Source organism: Peptoniphilus obesi ph1, assembly GCF_000311865.1.
Classification (GTDB): domain Bacteria; phylum Bacillota; class Clostridia; order Tissierellales; family Peptoniphilaceae; genus Peptoniphilus_E; species Peptoniphilus_E obesi.
In genome coordinates this window covers 135,421-160,792 of the sequence record NZ_HE978580.1, presented here as the reverse complement: position 1 = coordinate 160,792, position 25,372 = coordinate 135,421, and the positions used below count along the sequence as shown (strand labels likewise).

The 25,372-nt window shown below is 29.4% G+C and carries 22 protein-coding genes; 13 read left to right on the top strand and 9 right to left on the bottom strand.

Annotated features, from left to right (window positions below; genetic code table 11):
- From HGPB_RS00650 to nadA, 4 genes are all read right to left on the bottom strand, one after another.
- A partial coding sequence (locus HGPB_RS00650) for a transcription repressor NadR (protein WP_019131755.1) occupies window positions 1-521 on the bottom strand: 521 nt, incomplete at its 3' end.
- 7 nt (window positions 522-528) lie between these two features.
- Window positions 529-1,374 carry a carboxylating nicotinate-nucleotide diphosphorylase gene (gene nadC, locus HGPB_RS00645; RefSeq protein ID WP_019131754.1) on the bottom strand — a complete coding sequence of 282 codons (846 nt, stop codon included), beginning with the start codon at window positions 1,372-1,374 and terminating at the stop codon, window positions 529-531.
- Complete coding sequence (locus HGPB_RS00640; RefSeq protein ID WP_019131753.1) at window positions 1,346-2,608, bottom strand: L-aspartate oxidase; 1,263 nt, start codon at window positions 2,606-2,608, stop codon at window positions 1,346-1,348. Before HGPB_RS00640 ends, nadC begins: the two co-directional genes overlap by 29 nt.
- 1 nt (window position 2,609) lies before the next feature.
- Window positions 2,610-3,527 carry a quinolinate synthase NadA gene (gene nadA / locus HGPB_RS00635; RefSeq protein ID WP_019131752.1) on the bottom strand — a complete coding sequence of 306 codons (918 nt, stop codon included), beginning with the start codon at window positions 3,525-3,527 and terminating at the stop codon, window positions 2,610-2,612.
- 265 nt (window positions 3,528-3,792) lie between these two features.
- On the opposite strand from nadA, the gene HGPB_RS00630 reads away from it, so the two are divergent.
- The 10 genes from HGPB_RS00630 to HGPB_RS00585 all read left to right on the top strand — a co-directional run bounded on the left by HGPB_RS00630 (window position 3,793) and on the right by HGPB_RS00585 (window position 16,980).
- Window positions 3,793-4,752: an aromatic acid exporter family protein gene (locus HGPB_RS00630; RefSeq protein ID WP_019131751.1), complete on the top strand. Its 960-nt coding sequence runs from the start codon at window positions 3,793-3,795 to the stop codon at window positions 4,750-4,752.
- Window positions 4,753-4,808: 56 nt separating this feature from the next.
- Window positions 4,809-5,567, top strand: a complete 759-nt coding sequence (locus tag HGPB_RS00625) for a hypothetical protein (protein WP_019131750.1) — start codon at window positions 4,809-4,811, stop codon at window positions 5,565-5,567.
- Between the two features lie 246 nt (window positions 5,568-5,813).
- The gene (ahpC, locus tag HGPB_RS00620; protein WP_019131749.1) at window positions 5,814-6,383 is read left to right on the top strand and encodes an alkyl hydroperoxide reductase subunit C; all 570 of its coding nucleotides are present in this window, start codon (window positions 5,814-5,816) and stop codon (window positions 6,381-6,383) included.
- A complete protein-coding gene (gene ahpF / locus HGPB_RS00615) occupies window positions 6,383-7,900 on the top strand; it encodes an alkyl hydroperoxide reductase subunit F (RefSeq protein WP_019131748.1) in 1,518 nt (505 codons plus the stop codon). The genes ahpC and ahpF overlap by 1 nt, the downstream gene beginning before the upstream one ends.
- A gap of 119 nt (window positions 7,901-8,019) precedes the next feature.
- On the top strand, window positions 8,020-9,051 hold the full coding sequence (locus tag HGPB_RS00610) for a CPBP family intramembrane glutamic endopeptidase (RefSeq protein ID WP_019131747.1): 1,032 nt from the start codon (window positions 8,020-8,022) through the stop codon (window positions 9,049-9,051).
- 149 nt (window positions 9,052-9,200) lie between these two features.
- Window positions 9,201-9,791, top strand: coding sequence for a TetR/AcrR family transcriptional regulator (locus HGPB_RS00605; RefSeq protein WP_019131746.1), 591 nt, complete (start codon window positions 9,201-9,203; stop codon window positions 9,789-9,791).
- A gap of 98 nt (window positions 9,792-9,889) precedes the next feature.
- Window positions 9,890-11,683 (top strand): oleate hydratase, encoded by a 1,794-nt coding sequence (locus HGPB_RS00600; RefSeq protein ID WP_019131745.1) that lies wholly within the window; start codon window positions 9,890-9,892, stop codon window positions 11,681-11,683.
- Window positions 11,684-11,763: 80 nt separating this feature from the next.
- Complete coding sequence (locus HGPB_RS00595; RefSeq protein WP_019131744.1) at window positions 11,764-13,842, top strand: P-loop NTPase family protein; 2,079 nt, start codon at window positions 11,764-11,766, stop codon at window positions 13,840-13,842.
- Window positions 13,839-15,041, top strand: a complete 1,203-nt coding sequence (locus HGPB_RS00590; RefSeq protein WP_019131743.1) for a hypothetical protein — start codon at window positions 13,839-13,841, stop codon at window positions 15,039-15,041. Before HGPB_RS00595 ends, HGPB_RS00590 begins: the two co-directional genes overlap by 4 nt.
- A 13-nt stretch (window positions 15,042-15,054) precedes the next feature.
- Window positions 15,055-16,980, top strand: coding sequence for a vWA domain-containing protein (locus tag HGPB_RS00585; RefSeq protein WP_019131742.1), 1,926 nt, complete (start codon window positions 15,055-15,057; stop codon window positions 16,978-16,980).
- A gap of 180 nt (window positions 16,981-17,160) precedes the next feature.
- Here the strand turns inward: HGPB_RS00585 and HGPB_RS00580 are convergent, their stop codons facing one another.
- From HGPB_RS00580 to HGPB_RS00560, 5 genes are all read right to left on the bottom strand, one after another.
- On the bottom strand, window positions 17,161-17,634 hold the full coding sequence (locus HGPB_RS00580) for a COG2426 family protein (RefSeq protein ID WP_019131741.1): 474 nt from the start codon (window positions 17,632-17,634) through the stop codon (window positions 17,161-17,163).
- Between the two features lie 19 nt (window positions 17,635-17,653).
- The gene (locus tag HGPB_RS00575) at window positions 17,654-18,967 is read right to left on the bottom strand and encodes a glutathionylspermidine synthase family protein (protein ID WP_019131740.1); all 1,314 of its coding nucleotides are present in this window, start codon (window positions 18,965-18,967) and stop codon (window positions 17,654-17,656) included.
- Window positions 18,957-20,258 carry a glutamate--cysteine ligase gene (locus HGPB_RS00570; protein ID WP_019131739.1) on the bottom strand — a complete coding sequence of 434 codons (1,302 nt, stop codon included), beginning with the start codon at window positions 20,256-20,258 and terminating at the stop codon, window positions 18,957-18,959. Before HGPB_RS00570 ends, HGPB_RS00575 begins: the two co-directional genes overlap by 11 nt.
- Before the next feature lie 118 nt (window positions 20,259-20,376).
- Entirely contained in the window at window positions 20,377-22,167 is a 1,791-nt protein-coding gene (locus tag HGPB_RS00565) for a zinc ribbon domain-containing protein (RefSeq protein ID WP_019131738.1), read from the bottom strand.
- A 104-nt stretch (window positions 22,168-22,271) separates the two neighbouring features.
- Window positions 22,272-22,517: a hypothetical protein gene (locus HGPB_RS00560; protein ID WP_019131737.1), complete on the bottom strand. Its 246-nt coding sequence runs from the start codon at window positions 22,515-22,517 to the stop codon at window positions 22,272-22,274.
- Between the two features lie 216 nt (window positions 22,518-22,733).
- On the opposite strand from HGPB_RS00560, the gene dnaX reads away from it, so the two are divergent.
- From dnaX to recR, 3 genes are read left to right on the top strand one after another with little or no spacing between them, the layout of a single operon-like run.
- Entirely contained in the window at window positions 22,734-24,413 is a 1,680-nt protein-coding gene (gene dnaX / locus HGPB_RS00555) for a DNA polymerase III subunit gamma/tau (RefSeq protein WP_019131736.1), read from the top strand.
- Between the two features lie 8 nt (window positions 24,414-24,421).
- Window positions 24,422-24,760, top strand: coding sequence for a YbaB/EbfC family nucleoid-associated protein (locus HGPB_RS00550; RefSeq protein ID WP_019131735.1), 339 nt, complete (start codon window positions 24,422-24,424; stop codon window positions 24,758-24,760).
- Between the two features lies 1 nt (window position 24,761).
- Complete coding sequence (gene recR, locus HGPB_RS00545; protein ID WP_019131734.1) at window positions 24,762-25,370, top strand: recombination mediator RecR; 609 nt, start codon at window positions 24,762-24,764, stop codon at window positions 25,368-25,370.
- Window positions 25,371-25,372: the final 2 nt, after the last annotated feature.

The following is a 25,372-nucleotide window of genomic DNA, read 5'->3' as shown; positions in this document are numbered from 1 at the left end:
TAACTGGTGGTTTCTTCTTCTATCAAAAATCCAAGTTCTTTCAAAACCATCTCTATTTCTTCAATGATTTCTTCATTTTCTGCAACAACTGTGTGGAAATGAACTCCGCCAGTTAACACATCTAAAGGTTTGGATTTTTCTTTACTCATCTTATCTAAGAATATTTTTATGTCTCGTCTAGATGAACAATTCAAATCTTTTTTTATCTCTCCATAAACTTTGTGGTGAACTATTACATCTTTAATTGTCCCGCCTAAATCTACAATTGAATTTAATTCTTTTCTTATATCTCGATCACTGTGTTTAACTTTAAAAACTTTTTGTGTTCTAGCTTCATTTAGATAGTAACCTCTATTAGTTGAAACAATATTTTTTCCACCAGCCCTAAGTATAGCTATATCCTGAACTATTACTTGTCTAGTAACATCAAAGCTTTTTGCTAAATTTTCTCCAGATATTGGTTTATGATTTTCATATAAAAATTTTAATAAACTTTCTCTTCTTGATTTTGGATTATTCATATCTTCCTCAATAAATTTTTAAATTTTTCATTGATAGGTCTAAGACGCCTGCGCTGTAAGTTATTGCACCAGAAGAAATATAGTCAATGTCTAGATCTCTATAATTCTTAATATTTTCAAGGCTAATATTTCCTGAGCATTCTATAATAGCTTTTTTATTAATTATCTTGCAAGCCTCTTTTATTTCTTCGATGTCCATATTATCTAGCATAATTATATCAGCTTTTACTTCAAGCGCTTCCTTTAATTGGTCAAAATTTTCCACTTCAACTTCAATCTTTTTTACAAAAGGATTTATACTTCTCACTCTTTCAACTGCATTCCTTATTCCACCAGCAGCATCTATGTGATTATCTTTTATCATAATACCATCAGACAAGTTATATCTATGATTATAGGCACCACCCAAAGTTATTGCATATTTTTCAAAAAACCTCATATTAGGAGTAGTTTTTCTAGTGTCCAAAATTTTCACATGATCACTATCAAGAGCATCGACCATTTTTTTAGTATAGCTTGCAATTCCACTCATCCTTTGCAAAAAATTCAAGGCAGTTCTTTCAGCTTTTAAGATTGCACTTGCTTTTGCATTTATTTTTCCTATCAAGTCAGACTTCTTGATTTCATCTCCATCTGAAAAATTAAATTCAAAATCTGCATTTGGATCTATTATTTCAAATACTCTTTTAAATACATCAAGGCCTGCTAAAATTCCATTATCCTTTGCAATTAGGTTTACTTGGCCATTTTCATCTTTTAAAATTGCATCTGTTGTAATATCTCCATTATTCATATCTTCTTTTAGAGCGGCGATAATATACTTGTCAATTAGTAATGGACTTAGCTTTTTCATCTTCTCTTATCCTTTCAAAAATAATTTTACTTTCATTTTCTTTGTCAAATTTTGCATCAGTAATTTTATAATCTATTTCTTTATCTTCAAATTTATTTTCATTTAAGTAGTCTGCCAAAAGTCTTCCAAAAACGACACATTCTAAAAGTGAATTGCAAGCAAGTCTATTTGCACCATGAATACCAACATTTCCAGCTTCACCAACTACAAAAAGTCCTTCTAAATTAGTCCGACCATATATGTCGCACTCTATGCCGCCCATAGTATAGTGTTGGCAAGGCACTATGGGAATATTTTCGTATCTTGGATCGATGCCCTTATTTTTTAATTCGTTAAAAATCATAGGAAACCTATTTGGAATTTTATCTTTTCCAAGTGGCTTCATTGATAAATATTCAAAGTCTACGTCTTCTTTTTTCATTTCTTTTTGTATTGCATTTGCCACAATATCTCTTGGTTTCATTTCATCTGTAAATCTTTCGTCTTTGTGATTTAAAAGTAGGGCACCTTCGCCCCTTGCAGATTCAGAAATTAAAAATTGTCTATCAACTCCTTCTTCATAGAGAGAAGTTGGGTGGAATTGAATATAAGAAATATCTTTTAGTTTTACGCCATTTTTTATTGCAATAGCATATCCGTCGCCACATATGTGTGGGAAATTTGTGCTTTTGTCAAAAAGTCCTCCAAGTCCACCAGTTGCAAGAACCACGTTTGTTGACATAAATACTTCATTTTCAGACCTTGCACCATAACATTTGCCATTCTTTACAATAACATCAACAATTGGCGTATCTTCAAATATTTCTATATTAGACCTAGACCTAACTCTTTCATAAAGTACATCTAAGATCCCTTTTCCAATTTCATCATTGATATGGAGACCTCTGGCAACAGAATGACCACCTTCTTGGGAATAATCAATTTTTCCACTCTTCTTTGTAAATTCAACTCCAAGATCAATTAAAAATTTGATTGCATCTTGTGAGCTATCTACCATTTTCTCAACAGCTTGCAGAGAGTTTTTATAATGGCCTGCTTTTAAGGTATCTTCAATAAAAGTTTTTCTATCAGATTCGTCCTTTAAAACATTTATACCACCTTGGGCAAGATAGGAGTTTGAGTCTGCTAATTTTTTCTTTGTTATAAGTGCAATTTTATAATTTTTGCTTAATTCCAAGGCTGTGCTGACTCCAGCAAGCCCAGAACCAACAATCAAAACATCATATTTTTTCATTTTATGCGCCTAGGTCCAACATTCTTTTTAGAGGTATTAGAGCCTTATCTCTAATTTCTTTACTAACATTGATTTGATTTTCATTGTTTTCTATAACTTCTATAACCTTATCTAAGTTTAATTTTTTCATATCATTGCAAATTGGTCTATTGCTCAACTTTCTAAATTTTACATTTGGATATCTTTTATTTAGTTCTGTAAAAATTCCTTCTTCTGTAACAACCAAAACATCTTGGTATTTTCCAGCTTCATTAATAATTGCTTTTGTAGACCCAATAAAGTCAGCTAAGTCTAGGACTTCCTTTCTACATTCAGGATGAGCAAGAATTTTCACTTTGCCCTTATAAAACTTGATTTCATCAATATTTATTTCATCATGAACAGGGCAATATCCGTCGTTTAAAATGATATTTTTATTTGGCAAAGATTTTTTTATATAATCGCCAAGGTTTCTATCTGGGACAAAAAAGATATTTTTTTCTTTTAATTTATTTACAATTTTCGTAGCATTTGAAGATGTAACACAAACATCTGAATAGGCCTTAATTTCAGCAGTAGAATTTATATAAGTTACAACTGCTAAATCATCGTATTTTTCTCTCATTTCTTTAATTTTTTCGACACTTATCATATGAGCCATAGGGCAATCTGCTTCAATGTCTGGCATCAATACATTTTTACTTGGATTTAAAATTTTTACACTTTCTCCCATAAAATAAACGCCAGCCATAACTATAGTTTTTTCTTTAAGCTCAGTTGCTTTTTGTGCAAGAAAAAAAGAATCCCCTATATAATCAGCTATGTCTTGTATATCTTTATTAACATAATAGTGGGCGAGAATGACCGCATCTTTTTCAGCTTTTAATTTTTTTAGTTTTTGTAATTTATCTTCTAAGTTTAACTTTTCTAAATTTTCCAATTTAAATCTATCTCCTATAAATTTTGATTAGAATTATAGTACAGATAACAGGTAAGGACAAGTCAAGTGTATATACAGTTGAACTTGATATTTAAAATTTTTGATTTAAAACACATATAGTTTAAGATATGAAATTAAAAATTAAAGGAATTTTTATATGCTTTTCTATAAAAAAATCTGCATAAGCTACGTAATTGAACCTAAAATGGGTTAAAAAAACAAAAATTCACTAAAATGCTATATAATTTTACAAAAAGAGGTTTAAATGAATAAAACAATAATTATTAGAACTATAAAAACAGCCCTGGCTGCTATTTTGGCAATAATTGTAGCTAAAAAGCTTTCCCTTGAATACGCATCTGCAGCTGGAATAATCGCGATATTAAATATATTAGAAACTAGAAAGGCAACAACAGAAGCCGCTTTAAAAAGAGCTTTATCAGCAGTTATAGCCCTTGTAATAGGCGGATTACTATTTGAAAAAATTTCTTATTCAACTTGGGTTTTTGGCATATATTTATTGATATTTGTTCCAATATCCTTACTATTAAAAATAGAATTGAGGCTTGGACCTTCAAGCGTAATCGTAACTCACTTGATCGCTTTTGAAGAAATAAATCCAGCAATCATTTTAAATGAGATGGCGCTTGTCTTTATAGGAACAGGATTTGCCATGCTGACAAACTTTTATGCTCCCAATGACCAGGACAAATTAAATAAATTAATAGAAAAAATAGACCAAGATATGAAATATATACTAAAATTATTTGGCAAATCGCTTGTAGAAAATCTTGATTTAAAAATATATGAAGACAGGATTTCTAAACTAGAAAAAGATATAAAAAAAGCAGTTGACCTTGCAATTATTGAAAATGAAAATTCAATCGAAAATAGTAGCGACCTGCTTTATGGATTAAACCTAAGGGGAAGGGAAATGGACCTAATCGAAGATATGTATTATGACCTAAGGACCATCCCTATGGAATATTCAGATGGTAAATATATTTCAGATCTTTTAATAAGAACTTCTGATAATTTAAGCAAAGATGGCGACATGATAGGACTTAAAAAAGAAATAGAACATTTAAAAGACCACTTCAACATGATGAATTTGCCAAAAGATCATGAAGAATTTTATGTTCGTTCAGCAATTTTCCAAGTATTTCGAAGTCTAGACCAATTTATAGAAATCAGTAACCTTATTGACAAGAATTTAAAATATTAAAATCTTTATTTAAAAATTATAAAATAAGGTTTATATTTAAAAAGGGGTAGAGATTTATGATAAAAGAGCTTAATGAGTATATTGATGAATTTTTACTAAAGTATCCAAGAGAAAAATATAGAATAAAAAAATTATCTGAAAAATATAAAATGTCTGATTTTATATTAGTGGAAAATAAACTAAAGAATTATTTTGAAAATAATGAAAAAAGTAGTGATAATATAATAGGACTAATATATCAGCCTAGAATTCATTATTTTAGACTTGATATTAGCAAAGCTGAATCTAGGCTAACCAGGGAGTATATGAAATTTTTGCACAATATACTTAAGAATAATGAGATAGAAGATAAAGTTTTTTATATTACTGCATATCATTACTTATCTTTGGGAAAATCTTATGGATATAAGTTAACTGCTTCACCTAAAGCAGCCTTTCCAATTTCACTTACTAATGAATTATATCCTAGAACAAGGGAAAGAATAAAAATTTGGAATGATGATAGAATTTATATATTTAGTGAATTTATTACGTACTTTATTGAAGAAGATGCAAGATATTTTAATAATTATTATAAATATTTTTCTAGACATCATCATGCAACGAAAAACTTTTCTTTAATTGATTATATAATAGATCAAAAAGTTTCTATAAATAGTGATAATTTTCCAGATATTGCAGAACTCTTTATAGATAATTTTGTATTTAACTCAAAAGCTATATTTATTACAAGAATGGTAAGTATATATACAGGAAAAACTGAACTCAACAATATAAAAAGTAAACTTATATCTTTAGATGAGCAAAAATTTTAAAAAGATATTAATAAAAAACCTTATAATTAATATTTAGAGATAGAATTATTAGCTGCGTTTTTTTTAATGACGCAGCTTTTTTGTTAGTTATAATTATATATTTTTAAATAAAAATATATAAAAACAGATTTAAAGAGTTATATAAAAACTTTAAGTGGGTAAAAAAATTTATCTTGGGTATAAATAAAATGATAACAAGTATCAATAGAACTTTAAATAAATTTAATTAAAAAAAGGAGGACGTAAATGTCACAAGTAGGAAAGAAAATGCCAGAGTTTACTACTAATGGCTACAACCCAAAAAAAGAAGAGTTCGTAACAATATCAAATAAAGATTTTGAAGGTAAGTGGAATGTTCTTATGTTCTACCCAGCAGACTTTACATTTGTTTGCCCAACAGAACTTGAAGACATGCAAGACCAATATGAAAAATTACAATCACTTGGAGTAGAAGTTTATTCTATGTCTTGCGATACACATTTTGTGCATAAAGCTTGGCACGACCACTCAGAAGCTATTAGCAAATTACAATATACAATGTTAGCTGACCCTCACAAATCAATTGCAAGAGATTTTTCTGTCCTAGATGAAGAAGCAGGACTTGCTCAACGTGCAACTTTTATAATAGATCCAGATGGAATAATTCAAACTGTAGAAATTAATGCAGACGGAATTGGAAGAGATGCAAGCCAAGTTTATGACAAAGTTCGTGCAGCTCAATACGTTCGTGAAAATCCTGGACAAGTTTGCCCAGCAAAATGGAAAGAATCAGGCAAAACTTTAACACCAGGTCTTGACTTAGTTGGTAAAATCTAATGTTAGACCAAAATTTAAAAAATCAGCTAAAAGAGTATTTACAACTTCTAGAAGAAGAAGTTATATTTACTGTTAGCTTAGATGACTCAGAAAACTCAAAAGAAGTTAAAAACTTTGTAGAAGAAATTGTTTCACTATCAGATCTTTTGAAAATCGAAGAAAAAAAATTAGAACTTACACCAAGTTTTAATCTTTCTTCAAAAGGAAGATCTGGAATAAGCTTTGCAGGAATTCCACTAGGCCATGAATTTGAATCTTTTGTATTGGCACTTTTACAAATCAGCGGCCGCCCACCAAGAATTGATGAAAATCAAGTAAAGAGGATTCAATCAATAGATGAAGAACTATCATTTGAAACAGTAGTCAGCCTAAGTTGCCACAACTGTCCAGAAGTAGTTCAAGCTCTAAATATTATGGCGGTCTTAAATCCAAAAATTAGCCACCGCATGGTAGATGGAGCAAGCTTCCAAGAATATGTAGATGGACTTGGAGTTATGGCAGTGCCAGCAAGTTTTTTAAACGGAAAAAGTTTTTATAATGGAAAAATTAGCTTGAACAAAATCCTTGATATGGTTACTGGAGAAAAAGATAGGCCATCACTAAAAGATAAGCCAGTTTATGACCTTCTAGTAATTGGCGGAGGACCAGCTGGTGCCACTGCTGCAATTTATGGAGCTAGAAAGGGAATTAAAACAGGACTTATCGCAAAAGATTTTGGCGGTCAAGTAAAAGAAACTTTAGCCATAGAAAACATCACAGGCTTTAGCTACACAGAAGGTCCAGAATTTATGGAAGCTGTAAAAAATCATGTTTTAAAATACAAGGTAGACCTAATAGATGAAGTCGAAGTAGAATCTATCCAAGAAGCTGATCCGATAAAAATCAAAACAGATTCAGGTGAGCTTCAAGCAAAAACAGTAGTTATAGCAACAGGAGCCAAGTGGCGTTTGATAGGCATCCCTGGCGAAACAGAATTTCGTAATAAGGGAGTTGCTTATTGCACCCATTGCGACGGACCACTTTTCAAAAACAAAAAAGTTACCGTAATTGGCGGAGGAAATTCTGGAATAGAAGCTGCAATTGACCTTGCAGGACTAGCAAAAGAAGTTTTAGTCTTGGAATTTTTGCCAGAATTAAAAGCAGATTCAGTCCTTCAAGAAAAATTAAAAACTTTGAAAAACGTGCGTGTAGTTACTAATGCAGAAACAAAAGCACTAGAAGGAAAAGAAAAACTTGAAAGCATTGTTTATCAAGACCGCATAGGTGGAGAAACTCATCAAGAAGCAACAGATGGATGCTTCATTCAAGTTGGATTAGTGCCTGTAACGGAATGGATTGACGGAATCGAAAAAAATCAAAGAGGCGAGATAATAGTAGACCAAGTTGGAGCAACAAGCATGCCTGGAGTTTTTGCTGCAGGAGATTGCACTAACAGCGCCTTTAAACAAATAGTAATCGCACAAGGAAGCGGTGCAACAGCTGCCCTAGGCAGTTACCAATATTTGATGCGAAAATAAAATAAAAATCAAGAATGGACTCTCAATGGGTCCATTTTTATTTTTAAAGAATTTTAGGATTTTTATTATTAATAAATTTAATATATAATAAATATAAATAAATTTATCAGGAGGCAGTTATGGAAATCAACACGGTCGGTAAAGAAATGGAAGATAGTTTACTGAAGAAGTTTTTAATTATTAATTTTTCTTTGGTAGTTATGCTTGGAATATTTTTATATTTTGCAAAAGAAAGAGGAATGGAACTTGGAAATTTTGCTGTTTTACAGATGTATTTTCCAGCTTTTGCAGTTATTTTAGGCATTTTAACTTCTGGGATTGATTTAGAAAAAACAACTAAGAGAAGTTATTTCATTTACATAATTTTTGCTATACTTTCAATGCTTAGTTTAATAGCTCAATTTTTTATTAAAGATTTTAATTTAGTTAATACTTTAGTCGTAGTGTTTTCTGTTGTTATATTAATTTCTTTCTTGATGGAAGGTAAGGACAAAAAAGAAGTAGCAAATTTGAAATTATATTCACTAAAATCAAATTTATTGGTCATTTTATTATTTTTGCTATTATATTTTCTTGAAGCTTTTTTAGAAATTACTTTAACCGAAGGATTTGGGAGCATAAGTCAACTTTTATCTAGCGATAAGTTAATTTTACTTCTCATTATTATACTGAATTTCCCACTATCATTTTTACCATTTTTGGGAGAAGAATATGGATGGAGATTTTTCCTTCAACCGATTTTACAAAAGAAGTATGGGATGAGAAAGGGAATTATCTTGCTTGGTTTTATTTGGGGAATATGGCATTTACCCCTAAATTTATTTTATTATTCAGCTGATGGTAGCCAGTTGACTTCTATTTTAAGCCAGATAGGATTTTGTATTGCTGTTGGAATTTTCTTTGCCTATGCTTATGCAAAGACTAAATCAATCTGGTCTGTGGTATGTATACATTATCTTAACAATAATCTTATATTATTTTTTAGCGATAATATTGACCCGAGTGTGATAGAAGGAAATGTAATTACTTGGCATGATCTTGTAATAAAAATGATTTTAGTTTTTATTTTATATGGAGGATTTTTATTTATAAAATACAATTCTAAAAAAGAATACAGGATAGATACACCAGTTGAAAGGTTAAATAAGTAAGTTTATAGATTTTAATATATTATAGGAAGCTATATAGACCATGTATATGGTTTTATATAGCTTTTTTATTTTTAAAAATTATTTTATTTAATAAATGAGAAATTGGGAAAGTATATTATACAGAGTTTATTAAAAAAAGAGGTGTTAATATGGCTAAAAATTACACTAGAGACCTAATAAGAAAAGAATTTATAAAGCTTTTAAATAAGAAGCCTTTACATAATATAACTGTGACAGAATTGGCTAAACAGTGTAATATAGAGAGAAAAACTTTTTATTATCATTACGAAAATTTGACACAACTTATAAAAGAAATTTTTGATGAAGAGCTTGAAAAGGTAATTGAAGAGTTTAACGAAACTTTATCTTGGGAAGAGGGTTTTATTTTAGCGGCTAAATTTATATTAGATAATAAAAAAGCTATAAAACACATGTATGAATCTGATTACAAGATTGACTTAGAAAAATATGTTTTTTCTATATCTGGTGAAATTATGAATAAATATGTAAGTTTAATGGCAGAAAATACAGATGCACAAGAGATTGATATAAAATTAATTGCTTATTTTTACCAGTGTGCTTTGAGTAGTTCCTTGATACAGTGGGTCGCTACTGATATGAGGACTGATCCTAAGCTTATTATACAAAGAATAGGAGAATTGATGGATGGAAATATTTTATTATCTTTAAAAAGAAGTGAAAAGTTAGAAAAATTTACCCAAAATTTTGAAATTGGGTAAATTTAACCCAAGTTAGTTCTTTTGGTAGATGATACTTTATCAGAATAGTGTTCTAATTAAGATAGAAGAAATGATAAAGACTACTAAAGGAGGATATTATGGAACTTAAAACTTATGATAAAAGATTGCAACTTACAAACGGAGATTTTCAAAGATTAGTTAAGACAAGAAAACCTGAAGGAATTGAAGAAAAATCTGCTTATTTAATTGGAACAGGAGTTGCATCACTTAGTGCAGCATGTTTTTTAATTAGAGATGCTCACATGGAAGGTAAAAAAATTACTTTCTTAGAACAATTAGATATAGCTGGAGGATCACTGGATGGTAAATGCATGGAAACTAGGGGATATGTTGCTCGTGGTGGTAGAGAAACTGGAGCTCATTTTGAATGTCTGTGGGATATTTGGAGCTCAATTCCAAGTATTGAAGATCCAGAAATGAGCGTGTTGGATTCTTATTATTACACAAATTATGACGATCCGAACTTCAGCAATTGCCGTATCACCCACAAGCAAGGTGAAAAATATGATGATGGTAATTTTAATTTAACTCAAGACCAAGTTAAAGAAATTGCAGAACTTTGTATGACAAGAGATGAAGACCTTGAAGATAGAGCAATTGAAGATATTTTTTCTGATGGACTTTTAAATTCAGATTTCTGGACTTATTGGAGAACAATGTTTGCCTTTGAAAATTGGCACTCTGCACTGGAAATGAAACTATACTTAAATCGTTTCATCCACCATGTAGATGGATTTACTGACCTATCAGCAGCAAGATATACAAGATTCGACCAATACAATTCACTTGTTAAGCCAATGGTTAAGTACCTTGAAGACCATGGATGTAATTTCCAATACGATATTAAAGTAACAGATGTAGATTTTGATATTTCTGAAAATAAAAAAGTTGCTACAAAAATTATAGCTGAAGATAAGGATGGCAATGATAAGTCTATTGACTTAACAGAAAATGATCTTTTATTTATAACTAATGGATCTATGACAGAAAACTCAAGTTATGGTGATGATAACACACCAGCAGAACTTTCAGATGAACAAACTGGTTGCTGGGAAATGTGGAAAAACATTGCTAAAAAATCTGATGACTTTGGTAAGCCTGAAGTATTTTGCTCTGATGTAGAAAAAAGTAATTGGGAATCATGTACAATAACTTGCCACGATGATTCTGTTATAAAATACATTGAAAAAATTACAAAGAGAAGTCCTTATACTGGAAAAACAGTTACTGGTGGTCTAGTAACTTGTGTAGATTCAAGTTGGTTAATATCTTGGACAATAAATAGACAAGGACAATATCCAGAACAACCTAAAAATGATATAGCTGTATGGGTTTACGGACTATTTACAGATGTTGAAGGCGACTATATCAAAAAGAAAATGAGAGATTGTACAGGAAAAGAAATTACAAAAGAATGGTTATACCACATAGGTGTTCCAGTAAATGAAATTGATGCACTTGCAGAAACTTGTACAGCTGTGCCAGTTATGATGCCCTACATTACAGCTCAATTTATGCCTAGAAAATTTGGCGATAGACCACTAGTTGTGCCTAAGGGAGGAGTGAACTTTGCCTTCTTAGGACAATTTGCAGAAACTCTTGACGATCCAGGAAGAGATACAGTATTTACAACAGAATACTCAGGAAGAACAGCTATGGAAGCAGTATATGTGCTTTGCGGAGTCGAAAAAGCTGTGCCAGAAGTTTATGCTTCAAGATATGACATTAGGTATCTTCTAAATGGAATGAATTCTCTATTAGATGGTAAAAAACCTGAACTTCCACTTAGCCCACTAGAAAAGAGAAAAATAGCAAAACTTATAAAGGGAACTGAAATAGAAGAAATGTTAAAAGAATTTAACATAATTTAAGATATTTTATTATTTATTATAGAAATTGGGACGGTTTTTAATCGTCCCTTTTTTATACTAATAAACAGAGGAGTATTCTCATGGATAAAAAGATCTTGAAAGATCAAGCTATTCCTAGTTTGGATGAGATTCAAAAACTATATGAAGATGCTTTAAGGCAAGAAGCAGCAGAAGATAAAGAAAATTCGCAACTAGAATCAGGAGAATTTTTTAAAAGTTTTAGAAATTATGAAGATAAAAGACAAGATTGTCTAGAAAATTCAATATTAAAGAGATATGAAAATTATTTAAAGACTGAAAAAAATTATCAAAAAAAATTAATAGAAGAACTAGAAAATTTAATTGACTACGAAAAGTTTTTTCTGGAGATGGAGAGAAATAAAAGCCAAGAAATTTATAATGGTAATTTTCATGCCAGCACTTTTCAAACAAGATACAGGATAGATAAAATTAATGAATACTCTAGGAAATTAAAAGATCTTGTTAATTTTTCACAAGAAGCTTGGGAATTTTATTATCATAGACAATTACTAAGAGATATACAAACTGGCTACAATAAGGGACTTGTAGAAGTTAATTATGTATTAACTGCAAAGAAAAAAATTATAGAATCTTTAAAACAAGCAACTCCAGTTTATATAATAGGACACTTGGGCAGTGGAAAAACTCAAATAGCAAGAGAGGCAGCAATTGAATTTAGGCTAGAAAATATTATTCAAAAAGAATTAGAAGAAGAAATGGAAAAATGGTTTTTGAAAAATAAAAATGCTAGCCAAGAAGAAGTGCTAGAAAAATTTAGAGAAATAAAAGAAGCTAGAAGAAATTACTATAAAAAACTTCTAAGAGAAGGAAATCAGGAAGAAATGGAATATATAAATCCATACTTTATATCAGGATCTTATAATCTAACATATGAAGATATGTTTGTGGAAAAGACCTTATCTCTAGAAAAAGCTGCTGCTGATGAGTCCAACCTAGAAATGATAGATGAAGTTGTAGACCAATATTTTAAATGGACGAAGGTTCATGGCAAAGAATTAAATGATATAGATCCAGAAAAACAAGATTTAATTAAAAGTAAGGTTTGGGATAGTATTTCAGAAATATTTATTGCTAGAAATACGACTTATGGAACGGTAGTAAAGAAAATAGAAAGAGAAATTTTACTAGCTGTAAAAAACGGAAAACCAGTTATAATCGATGAACTTAATACCATAGCCATGCAAAATTTAATAGGCTTGAATGATATTTTACAAAGTAAAATTGGCTCTAAAGCATATATAACAGGAGTTGGTCCAGTGAAAATACAAAAAGGTTTTGGACTAATAGGAACTGGAAACTTATCAACAGAATCTGTAAGCTATGAGGCGACAAATGAGCTCAACCCAGCTTTTAAATCTCGTTTTCTAACCATGGAATATAATTATGTAGACCAAAATACAAGGGGATCTTTAAAAAATCAAGTTGATAATAAGAAAAATGAACTATTTAGGATTTTATTAGTAAGACTTGCTGATAATAAGGGCAATCTTCATATTCCAACTCCAAGAAGAACACTAGAGGAACTTTTTAATCTAACTCAATTATCTAGAATAACCCAGGAAGTTTTTATGGGCAAACTTGTTGCAAGTGAGGATAAAGATTCATCTTCTGATATGCCAAAACTTAAAGAATCTGTCCTATCACTTAGAAATATATTAAGAGTATTGGATAATTGGAATTTAGGCGAAGAAAAAGACTTAAGTCTAGCCTTGTGGGATGGCTTTATCAGCTCAATCACAAATCCAAAAGACCAAGCTTATATTTTATCTCAAGCTGTGCGATTTGGATTTTTCAAAGAATCGGAAGGTTGGACTATCAAAAATGAAAATCTTGGCAAAGTAAGCCAAGAATATGAAGATGTAAGGACCAGACCCTATGAATATACAAGGGGAGAAACAGAGACTTTAAGCTATCTGGACCTAATAAAAATAATATTTGGTCCAGCACCAGAAAGAAAAGAATTACCGGATGCTTTAAAAGAATTTTTAAAAGAAATTGACCAGGAAGATAAAATCTCGATAGAAGAATATGAGAATTTAGACCAAAGATTAAATCGATTAGAACATTCTAAATATCTTTTAGATTATTTAACAGATATGGAAAATAATAAAAAATGAAATTTTCAGTAGATACAAATCAATTTAAGAAAAACTTAATAAAACTAAGAGAAGACTTAAATAAAACTCTAGAAGATGGCAAACTAAAAGAGAATTTTAAGGATCAATTACTAGAAGTGGAAGAAAAAGAAAAAACAATCCTGAGAGAACTTTTGCCATATTACAGACTTTATGCTCCAGATATTTATGAGACTAAAATAAATATTTTACCAGTAAAAATGGAAGGAACATACGAGTTTAATAGCTATTTAAAAAGCTACTTAGAAGTAGAAAAAGATATATTTATCTTTGCAGGCTCAGACTTAAAAATGTATTTTGCTAGGATTTTAGACAGACAAGATGGAAAAATAGAATTAAGTCCAGCTATTAAAGATTTTAAAAAGCTAGTAATTGCAATCTATCCACTAGATAAAGACCAGACTTTAGTTTTTACTGCAAGTGGACAAATATTTGTCTTTTCTTGCAAAGATATAAAAGATGTTTTCGAAAATATAAATAATTTAAAGATTAATAAAATTGATAAGGATTTTGAAAGCTTTGAAAATGTAATTAAGCTAGATGAAAATAAATTTATATGCCAAACAGCTAAAGACCAATTGATATTACTAGAAATCAATAGGGCTGATTTAAGATTTGAAATAAAATCTGAAATAAGTTTATCAGACTTGGTTGATGAAATAAGATACTTGGTAAAAATTTCTAGGTCAAAATTTGCAATCGCAACAAGTAGCGGAGATTTTTTACAAGTAAAAGTCCAAGAAAATCAAATAGATATAGAAGAAAAAATAAAAATCTTAGATGGCCCTATAAATAAATTAGAAATTTTAGAAAATGAAAATTCTGATAGAAAAACTTGTGCAATCTTGGGAAATCAAGGAAGACTTATCCTATATGATTTAGAAAGAAAAGAAATAAAAAAATCAGAAAAAGAATTAAAGGGCGATTTATTTAATATTAAAACTAATGAGGGAACGGCAATTATCTTGACAGCAGATGGTTTTTTATATCTTTTTGAGGAAAATTTTGGAGAGTGGAAAGTAAATTCAAAAATTAGCCAAGATGATATTTTCTTAATGAACTTAGTAGTCTTGGATCCTTCAAATTATTTAGGCCTAGACTTAGACGGCAACTTTTATATCTTGAAAATAGATAGATTAAACTCAATTGAAAAACTTTACGATTTAGACTTATATAAATAATAGGAGCTTAAAAATGTTTGGAATTAATAGAGAAACTCTAGATAAAAGCAAATTAAAAAAAGAAGCAGAAGCAAATCTTAAAATATTTTTAGAAAAACAAAAACAATCTCTATCTACTTTTACTAGAGAGCCAGGCCTTAGATATATTGGATCTGAAAATCTAGAAAAATTTTTACTCAAGCCAAAAGAAGCTATCTTATACTTGCCCCTAGCTAGTTTTTTAGATGAGGACTTAGACAACAATGAAATCTTGTTTCATATCTATTATGAGCTTGCCCTATATCCAGATTGGAAGCAAAATGCAAAAGTTTATTTATCTAGGCAAATAAACTGGAAAAAAGAAATAGATGAGATGACACATTATATTTCAAAAAAAGTAGACCAGCTTGTAGATGAAGAAAATAAAATAGAAGCAAAATTTTTAAGAGAATATGTAAAAAAAGAAATCCTAGATTTTTTATTTCAAATGGATAAATATGCAGGTTTTTTAAGAGTTTTAGAAACTTGCCCAGTCTATAGAGATGAGGAAGAAAAGGGGAAAATTATAGAATATATGAGAGGCAAAAAAGATGCAGAAGAAATATTTTCAGACCTTTCTCACCAAGCCTTTGCAAAAAGTTTTTTAATTTGGGACCTATATAAAGAAAACAGAGATTTAAAATCTGAAATAGAAGAAAAGTTTGATTCGAAAATTTTATCTCAGTCCATTTATAGCTTTTTAAATAAAGAACTTATAAAAGAAATAAATCAGGACCAGGGAATTAAAAAAAGAGATCCGCTAATAAAGTCCTTTATCTATCCAAGCTTTAAAAAATATTGGATAGAAGAAATAGACTCCATGGGGACAAGCGAAAATAGCAGCGAAGAAGCAGGGGAAAAATTCTTTGAAAAAAGTCAAAAAGAAAAGTCAGGAAGCAAATTAGAATCCACAAGAAGAGAAGTAGAAGAAAGTTTAGAAGAAATTTTAAATCAAGAAATAAATAATATATCTTCTACAGAAGAGCACAATAGAAAAATCATGCAAGACTATGGACTAAGCAAGGACGAAATAGACTTATTTAATTTCTATGCAAATAAAACCAAAGCTCAAAGAGAAGAAATGAGAGAATTTTGGAAAAAATTAATAGGTTCAGCGAAAAAAGAAGTGAATGTAGAAAGAAATAGACAAATCAAGGGCAAGCTGAATGTGGATGATTTAATATATAATTATCCAGAATTTATAGAAGCGGAGCAGAAGGGTAATTATAAAAATTTAAAAATATTTAATAAAAACTTCTTAGAATCTCAAAATAAAATGTTGCCAGAAAAAATTGAAATCTCATTTTTAATAGATAATTCAGGCTCAATGAACAAAGAAAAAATTGAAGCTACAAGAAAAACTTTAGCAGTAACACTTCTATCAATACAAGACTTCAATAAATACTTGCAGATAGAAGCAGGGAAAACAAATCAAAAAATTGAAGTTTTAACAGAGACTTGGTTTTTTGGAAGAGATCACTACAAAATCAAAAACTTTGAAGATAAAAAAGATTTAGAAGAAAGTAAAATAATATCATCTCTTGTAAAAATAAATGCAGAAGACGGAACAACCGACGATGCAGCTTGTCTCGGAGAAATATATAAAAATATAAGTCCAGGACAAAAACAAAGGATAGAAAACAAAAAAGAATACAAAATAATATTTGAAATAACAGATGGAGCATCGACTTTTCCAGGAGCAACAAGAGAAATAGTAAAAAAATTAATAGACAAGGACATAGAAATCTATGCAATACAAATAGGAAAAATTAGCAGCATGGATACAAAAACTTTTAACTATATTTGGAATGATAAATTCAAATACCCTCGGGGAATAATACTAGGAGAAGATATCCAAAAATTAACCAAAGAATTATTAAAACTCGTCAAAAAGAATTTAGAATCAATATTTCATAATTAAATTTAAAATTAATTAGTAGACTATATAAAAAACCTCTTTATTAATTATCAAGTTGATATGCTGGACAAACCAGTAAGGAGGGTATTTTTGTTGGAGTTGTTAAGTTTTAATTTGCAGACCAATATAAAAATTAAAAGAAGAATAAAAAATAGCCTAGGCTTTAATTAGCTTAGGCTATTTTTAATTAAATGCTATATGACTCAAACTTAGGATCAAAATTCCGGCTGTAAAATTTCCAAGTGCAATTGTAACTAGCGATAGTTTTTTATCTAAGTTGACGACATCAGAAATTAAAGATGCCGACCAAACGCCAGTCCCCGGAAGAGGAATTGCCACAAAGAAAAATAAGCCTAGCATTTTGTATTTCATTAAATTTTCATATTTTAAATTAGATTTTTTAATCAGTTTTTTTATTGTATTTTTGAGTAGTCCAATACTTCTTAGATAATTGAATATTTTTCTAATAAAATAAATTATTAAAATTGAAGGTATCATGGATCCTATATAGCTATACAAAAATGTTTTTTCTATCGAAAGTCCAAGTGAAATTCCAAGGGGAATTGCTAGCCTGAGTTCAAAAAATGGCAGCATAGATATTATAAATACTACTAATTCCTCACTAAAATATTCACTTAAAAATCCTGATAAATCCATCAAATCACCTATTTTTATTTTAACAAATTAATATGTTAGGTGCAACGAAGTAATGGCTTGTTCCTCCGACAACATTTTCTTTACCGATTCTTGTGTAAGGGGCAATGAATTTTTCATTATAAATGTAGAGTCCAACGACTGAGAAATAATCTTCTAAAACTGCTTGTCCATCATCTGTAAAATCTACGTATTTTTTTGGAATTTGATTTACATATTCCTGGTAGATATAAGGAGTTTCAAGTGCTTTATTTACAATCTTTTCCCATTCGGAAGGGGAATGGTCCTTTCCAACGAAAACTCCGCTTAAAGCATAGCCATCGAAAGGTTTGATAATATATTGGTCTTTGTTTTCTATAACCTCATCCTTATTATTTTTTGATAATATATCAGTAAAAGGTATATGTTTTTTTACAAATTCCTGTTCTTCATCATTTAAAAAGGCAAGGCTTTGATCTTTTAATAGGGCATAAAAAATTAATTTTGAATGCATAATATGTGATCTAAAAGATCCAAGCATTATAAAAGCATCGTCATAATAGGCTTTTATAAAATCTTCTAGCTGATCTATATGGTTTAGAAAATCTATGGTTACAAATCTTCTGTAAATTAAATCAATTTCATAATCATCGTGCATTAGCTTTCCATCTTTATATTTTAAATCTCTAATGTCACAGATCTCACAATTATAGCCAGCCTTTTCATAAAATCTTTTGAAATATACAAAGTCGGCTTGAGTTCCAACATCCATAAAATCTACAATTGCTACATTTGGTTTTTCTTTTTTATTGCAATATTTTTTGTAGATATTTATTGATTCTTCAACCCAAGGTTCAAAAGTGTTGATATTTTCTGATTTATATTTTTCATTGAATTTTTTCATGGCTAGGGAAGATTCTAGTTCTCTACCAATTATATATTCTTCGTTCATGGCTGAGGTGCCATCTGTATTAAATTCACAAAATTTGATATTGTCCTTGTCTCTGTAAAACATATCATACCTGCAAATTGGAACGGGAATATCATATTTAGGATCATGCATTATTAAATCTTCTAAAACTTTAGGGAAGTTGAATAATTTTCTATAACTTTCATCTTTTAGATAATTTTCTGTAACTTTTCTAGTTATATTCATAAGCATGTCAGCTATTTGAGAGAAAAATTCTTTTTCATCTTTATTATAAAAATAGCCTTGGTACAAGTTATTTACAACCTTGCCAGTAACTTCTTTAAAGTCAGAGTCTATTCTTTTTTGCAAATTCTTGTAATCTTCAAAGTATTTTTTTGGATCTTCTTTTACTATTTGATAAAATTCTTCTGCGTATTTATTGTTCATCTTCCACCTCTAAGATACTTTCCTTGATTAGACCTTCCAATCCTTGATCTTCTAAAATTTCTAACATAGCTTCTTTTCTAGTTTTTTTGCTTGCTAAAAGTTTTTCTAAAGGATCAAGATATTTTTTCTCTTCATCAATAAGTCCAGATTTTGCCATTTCTACAAGTTCATTAGCATGTTCTAGTATGGTTTTTCCTAGGTATTTAGCAGCTAGACCATATTTTTCGCTGTCGACTTTTGCTTGGATGCAAGTTTGATAGTCGACTGATTTAAATTTTTCTTTTAGCTGGTCTAAATTTTCCTTACTATAGAATAATCCTTTTAACAAGGCTACTATTGAATAATTTAGAGGATAAGGAACGGAATCAAACATTCTAAACTCTACATAAGTTTTAAGTCTAATATCTGGAAATACTATTGATATAGCATGAAAGATTAAATCTTCTCCATCATCTTCTTCAAAGATTTCATATAATTTTTTGTCACTAACATCAAATACTTTTCCGTTTTTTTCTTCAAAAATAGGAGTGGTATTTAAGATAAAATCTGCATATTTTTCATAGGATAAGTCTTCATCGAAGCCAAGCTTTAAAAGTCCAGATCTTTCAGAATCTGTATTTTCCCAAATTTTTTCACGAAGATTATGTTCTTCATAAGGCTTATTTTCAAAGATTGGAGAATTATCAAAGATTGAATAAAGGATTGGACTAATGGCTGAGCCAACAAAGTATTTTTCCTTAAAATCTTCTTCGCATGTATAATCCAAAGCCACTTGAACAGAAGCAGACCCCTTCATCATATTGTGTGCCATGCTTCCTCTTTTTTTGAAATGCTCAAACATGTGTCTATATCTCTCTTTAGGAAGTAGGGTAATTTCGTCTATTTTTGTAACTGGATGATAGCCAAGGCAAAGCATATATTGACCTTTTTTACTAAATAAGTTTTTTGCTGTGTTTATAAAATCAAGGTAGATTTTTTCTAATTTTTCTATTGAGTCTTGTGCCTTGATGCTCACTTCAAATTGAGATCCAGGTTCTGTAGATATAGCAAAATTTTCAGCTTGGAAACCTAAAATATAATCTCCATCTTTTATAGGATCAGCTGAAAAAATTTCACAAAGTTCTCCAATGCTTTCTCCAACTCCGTTTTTCCCATAATATGAAACTGTTTTATAAGTTTTCTTATCTATAATAAAGTGTTCAAATTCAGCTCCAACTTTATAATCAGAGCTTTTTGTCTCACCATTTTTAAAATATTCTATTAATTGACTTTTAACATCTATATATTTCAAAATTTTTCCTCCATTCAGATATAGTAATTGTACCCTAAATTAGCTTAGTATAAAAGCTAGGCAAAAATAAAAAAACAAAGCATTTCTTTTTATTGAAATACTTTGTTTAAAATAAATTTTAATTGATTATTAAATTTGCAAATACAAAAAATATTTTAGCAGAGAAGTCGATTACTAAAAATACAATGACATACCAAGCTATAAAATTAAGTTTTTCTTGTTTTTTAAGTTGTCCCCAATATTGCCAAATAGAAATCAAAACAGCCAGTATAGTTACCAATATAGTTGCAAGAGGTAGTGGAGTAAAGGCACTTAAAATATCAAATTGCAAATATCCATTAAAAGGTGATACTAAAAATCCTAATAAAAGGAAAATTTCACAGATGAAATAATTAAATACAACATTTTCTTTTATTTCAGCTGGGCTAGTATCAATCCACGCTTTATCAACCGTAACACTTAGTGATAAGTAAAATTGTGCTAGCTTTAATAAGATTTTTATAACAATTAAAAACACTATGGAAAAACTAAAAGATAAACTAATTGATAAACTTGCTATAATGACTGGTATTATTGATAATAGACAAGCAGCTATAAGTAAAAATCTTTCATATTTCTCATTTGTTTTTTCTTTTATTTTATTTTTGGTATTTGTCATAAGTCCATTAAATTTTAAAATATTTTGGTAGATAAAACTTTTATAATCTTTTTTATCTTTAACAGTTGAATCAACCTTTAAATCACTGCCTATACTTTCTTCTTTAGGCTTACTATCTTCAGATAAATTAGCATCTGTTTTTGGTTTTTCTTCAGCTTCTTCAACTTCTTCAATATTTTTAGAAATAGTTTTTCCTAAATCCTTATCAGCATCTTTATCTTTATCATCGCTATGATCTTTATTATTAAATTTATATTTTAATTTATTTATAATTCCTGTATTATCTTTTTCCAAAGACTCATCATCTTTTTCATCCTTTTCAGATTCAGATTTTGTTTTTTCAAGATCTAGCTGTTTATTAACCATATCTGTAAAAGATTTATAATTTAAAGATTCAACTTCTTTATCTTCCTTAATATCTTCATCAATATCTTCATCCATATTCTTAGAGTCAATTAATACAGCATCATAATTTTTATTATTTTTATCAAAAATTATATTTGTATTTAAATCCTCTATGTATTCAGATTTTTCGGACTTATCAGATTTTTCATCAGCTTTTTTAGATTTTACATAAATAGAATTACTAAGAGCGTTTTCAATTTCAGTTTTTGGAATATCCATAGTATTTTCCATGGACTCTGGATGATAGCTAGTTGCAGCTATTTCAACATTTTTATTATCTTCTTCAATATCTTCTTCGACAGAAGAGAAAATTGAAAATTCATCATCATCTTCATTTATAAAATCTGACCACATTTCTTTTAAGGATCTTTTTTTCTTGCCTGATTTCTTTTTAACAGAATCATCAAAATTATCAGACTCAAAATCTTCAAAACTATCTCTTTCGATAATCTTATTAGTTGGTTTTAAAGTTTTAAACTTTTCTTGGTCCTTAGAGAAATCCTTCAATTCTTCGTTTTTTTCTAGCTTTGGACCTTGGGCATGGTCTGCTAGAGATGAATTTGATTTATATTGATCTATATTATTAGATATTTTTTTATCAACCTCATCAATAATACTCTTAATTCTGTTAGTAGAATTAATATCATCGAGTTTATCTTTATCTAGAGGTTTAAAAACAATTGTAGATTGGCTAGTGCCTTTATTTTCTGATTTTTTGTAAGATAAATCATCAGTTTCTTGGTCTAATGTATCGATTGTAATTTTTACATTTCTAATATTTTTACCACAGAATTTACAATAGTTGTCCTGATCAGAAACTTTTTTCCCACAATTAGGGCAAAACATTACATCACCTTCTTTGCATAATATTATAACATAAGCTTTGCAAATCTTTTATATAAATAAAAAAAGGAAAGCCAATAAGCTTTCCTTTTAAAATCTAAATTAAATTATTGAGCTGCTTCAGCGTTTTCTTCAACTTCAGCTTCTGCTTGAGCTTCTTCAGCTTGTTCTTGTTGAGCGTTAGCTTCTACTTGGTTTTTGTTAGCTTCAGCTTGTTCGTTGATAGCGTTTTGAGTTTCTTCTACAGCGTTGTTAGTAGCTGCTTCTTCGTTAGTTTTAGCTGAGTTACATCCTACCATACCTACCATAAGTGCTCCAACAGTTGCAATACTTAAAACTTTTTTTAATTTCATTATTTATACCTCCAAAATATTTTATAAGTAATATTTCATACTCTCTTTTACAGTTATTAATTTATAGTTTGAGTGTGAAAAGTATGTGAAAAAGTTGTTAAATCTATTGGAAATTTATTTTTAATTAGAAATTACCACTTAAAACTTAATCTTATCCAGACTTTAAGATATAATTTAAGTAAAGTTTAAATATTATAATATTATGGAGGTGAGATAATGTATAGGGCATTGTATAGAAAATATAGACCTGAAAAATTTGAAGACTTGCTTGGACAAGATAATATTACTAGGGCTCTTAGAAATCAAATAAAAAAGAATGAAATTTCTCATGCATATGTTTTTTCTGGGACAAGAGGTACTGGAAAAACATCAGCTGCGAAGATTTTTTCAAAGGCAGTAAACTGTTTAAATCCTATTGATGGAGAGCCTTGTAATGAATGTGAAAACTGCAAAGCCATATCATCTGATAGATCTCTTGATGTTGTAGAGATGGATGCTGCTTCTAATAACGGAGTAGATGATATAAGGGATATAAAAGAAAAGGTAGTTTATCCACCTCAAAATTTAAAATATAAGGTTTATATAATAGATGAAGTTCATATGTTATCTAAGGGAGCTTTTAATGCTCTTTTAAAAGTTTTAGAAGAACCACCAAGCCATTTAATTTTTATATTGGCAACAACTGAAATTGAAAAAATTCCAGCAACTATTTTATCAAGAACTCAAAAATATAATTTTGTAAGAATATCAAAAGAAAAAATAGTAGAAAATCTGGAAAAGATTTGCAAAAATGAAAACAGGTCTTGTGATAAGAAAGTATTTGAATTAATAGCGAATAATAGTGACGGATCTATGAGAGATTCACTTTCTATTTTAGATCAACTCTTATCAATTGACCAAGACTATATAAGTTATGATATTGCAATTGATGTTTTGGGAATTTCGTCTGAAAAATTAATTTATGATTTGATAAAGACTTTAATAGACAAAGACTTAAGAGCTGCAATAGATCAATTAGACCTTGTGTATAAGGATGGCAAGGATATTTTAATTCTAGTTGATGAATTGATAAAAAGACTAAGAGATATCTTAGTGATAAAATTAATTGAAGATCCAAAGGAACTTTTATATACAACAGACCTTGATTCATATAGAAAATTAGCAGAAATTATGGATAATACAACTTTGCTAGAAATTATTAATATTTTAAATAAGATGCTAGCTGATATGAAATATGCTCAGGACAAAAGAACAATTCTTGAGATGAATATAATCAAAATAGTTGAATTAAGTTCAAATTCTTTAGAAGCAAGGATAAAAAAGCTAGAGGATTATATTGCTGATCCTAAAAATAATAATTTAAAAAATTTAGGACAAATAGAAAACAAAGAAGTTAAAGAAAAAAAAGATCTTAAAGAAAATAAAAGGCAAGTAGAAAATATAAATACTATTGATGAAAAAACAATCAAGCCTGAAAAAGAAGAAAAAATAGAAAAAGAAGATAAGCTTGAAAAAAAAGAAGAAGAAAAAAATTCTCAAGACTTAGACTCAAAAGATGAAGATGATTTATCCATAGAGAATATAAAAAGTGATTGGAATAATATTTTGATTGAACTTAGAAAAAGAGGCAGGATGAATATCCCAATTCTACTTAGTTCTGGAAAAGCAGTCGACTATAAAAATAAAACCCTTATAATAGAATATGATAGGGCTGATGCTTTTAATTATGAAGCAATATCCAACCAAGAAAACACAAAATTTGTCGAAGATTTTCTAAATAACTATTATAATAGAGATATAAGTGTAAGATTTATACTAGATAAAGATGAAAAAAAGCAAGAAGCTATAAGAAATCTAGAAAAAATAATTGGTAAAGAAAATTTAAATAGAATATAGGAGGAATTATGGCTAGAGGATTTCAAGGATTTCCACAAGGAAAGAATGTAAATAATATGATGAAGCAAGTACAAAAGCTTCAAAAACAAATGGAAGAAATGCAAGAAAATCTTAAAGAACAAGAATTTGAAGCAAATGCAGGTGGAGGAGCTATAAAAGCAGTAGTAAACGGTAGCAAGGAACTTGTTAGAGTTGAAATTGATCCTGATGTAGTTGATCCAGATGATGTAGATATGCTTCAAGACTTAGTAGTTGCAGCAGTAAACGAAGCTTTAAGAACTGCTGAAGAAAAAACTAACAATGAAATGGGTAAATTAACTGGCGGCTTAAATATACCAGGCCTATAAGATGAAGACTAGAGCTAAATCTATTGAAAATTTAATAAGAGAGTTAAGAAAGCTACCAGGCATTGGAGAAAAAACAGCTCAAAGGCTTGCTTATTATATAATTGACCAGGATATATCAAGCGTAAATGAACTTGCATCTTCAATAGTTGGTGCAAAAGAAAATGTAAAAAGATGTAGCATATGTTCAAATTTTACAGATAAAGATCCTTGCGAGATATGTTCAGATTTTAAAAGAGATAGGTCTCAGATATGTGTTGTTGAATATCCAAAAGATATAGAAGCGATGGAAAGATCTAATTGTTATCATGGTCTCTACCATGTTTTGCATGGAGTGTTGTCGCCAAACTCAAGATCTGGACCTGAAGATTTAACAATTAGGCAATTTTTAAATAGACTCTCAGATAAAGAAATAAAAGAAGTTATAATAGCGACAAATCCAACAGTGGATGGAGATACAACTGCGCTTTATCTTTCTAGACTTTTAGGAGATATAGATATAAAAGTTACAAGAATTGGATATGGACTTCCTGTTGGAGGAGACTTAGAATATTATGACGAATTAACAATTTCAACTGCCATGGAAAATAGAAGGCAAATAAATAACCCTTGATA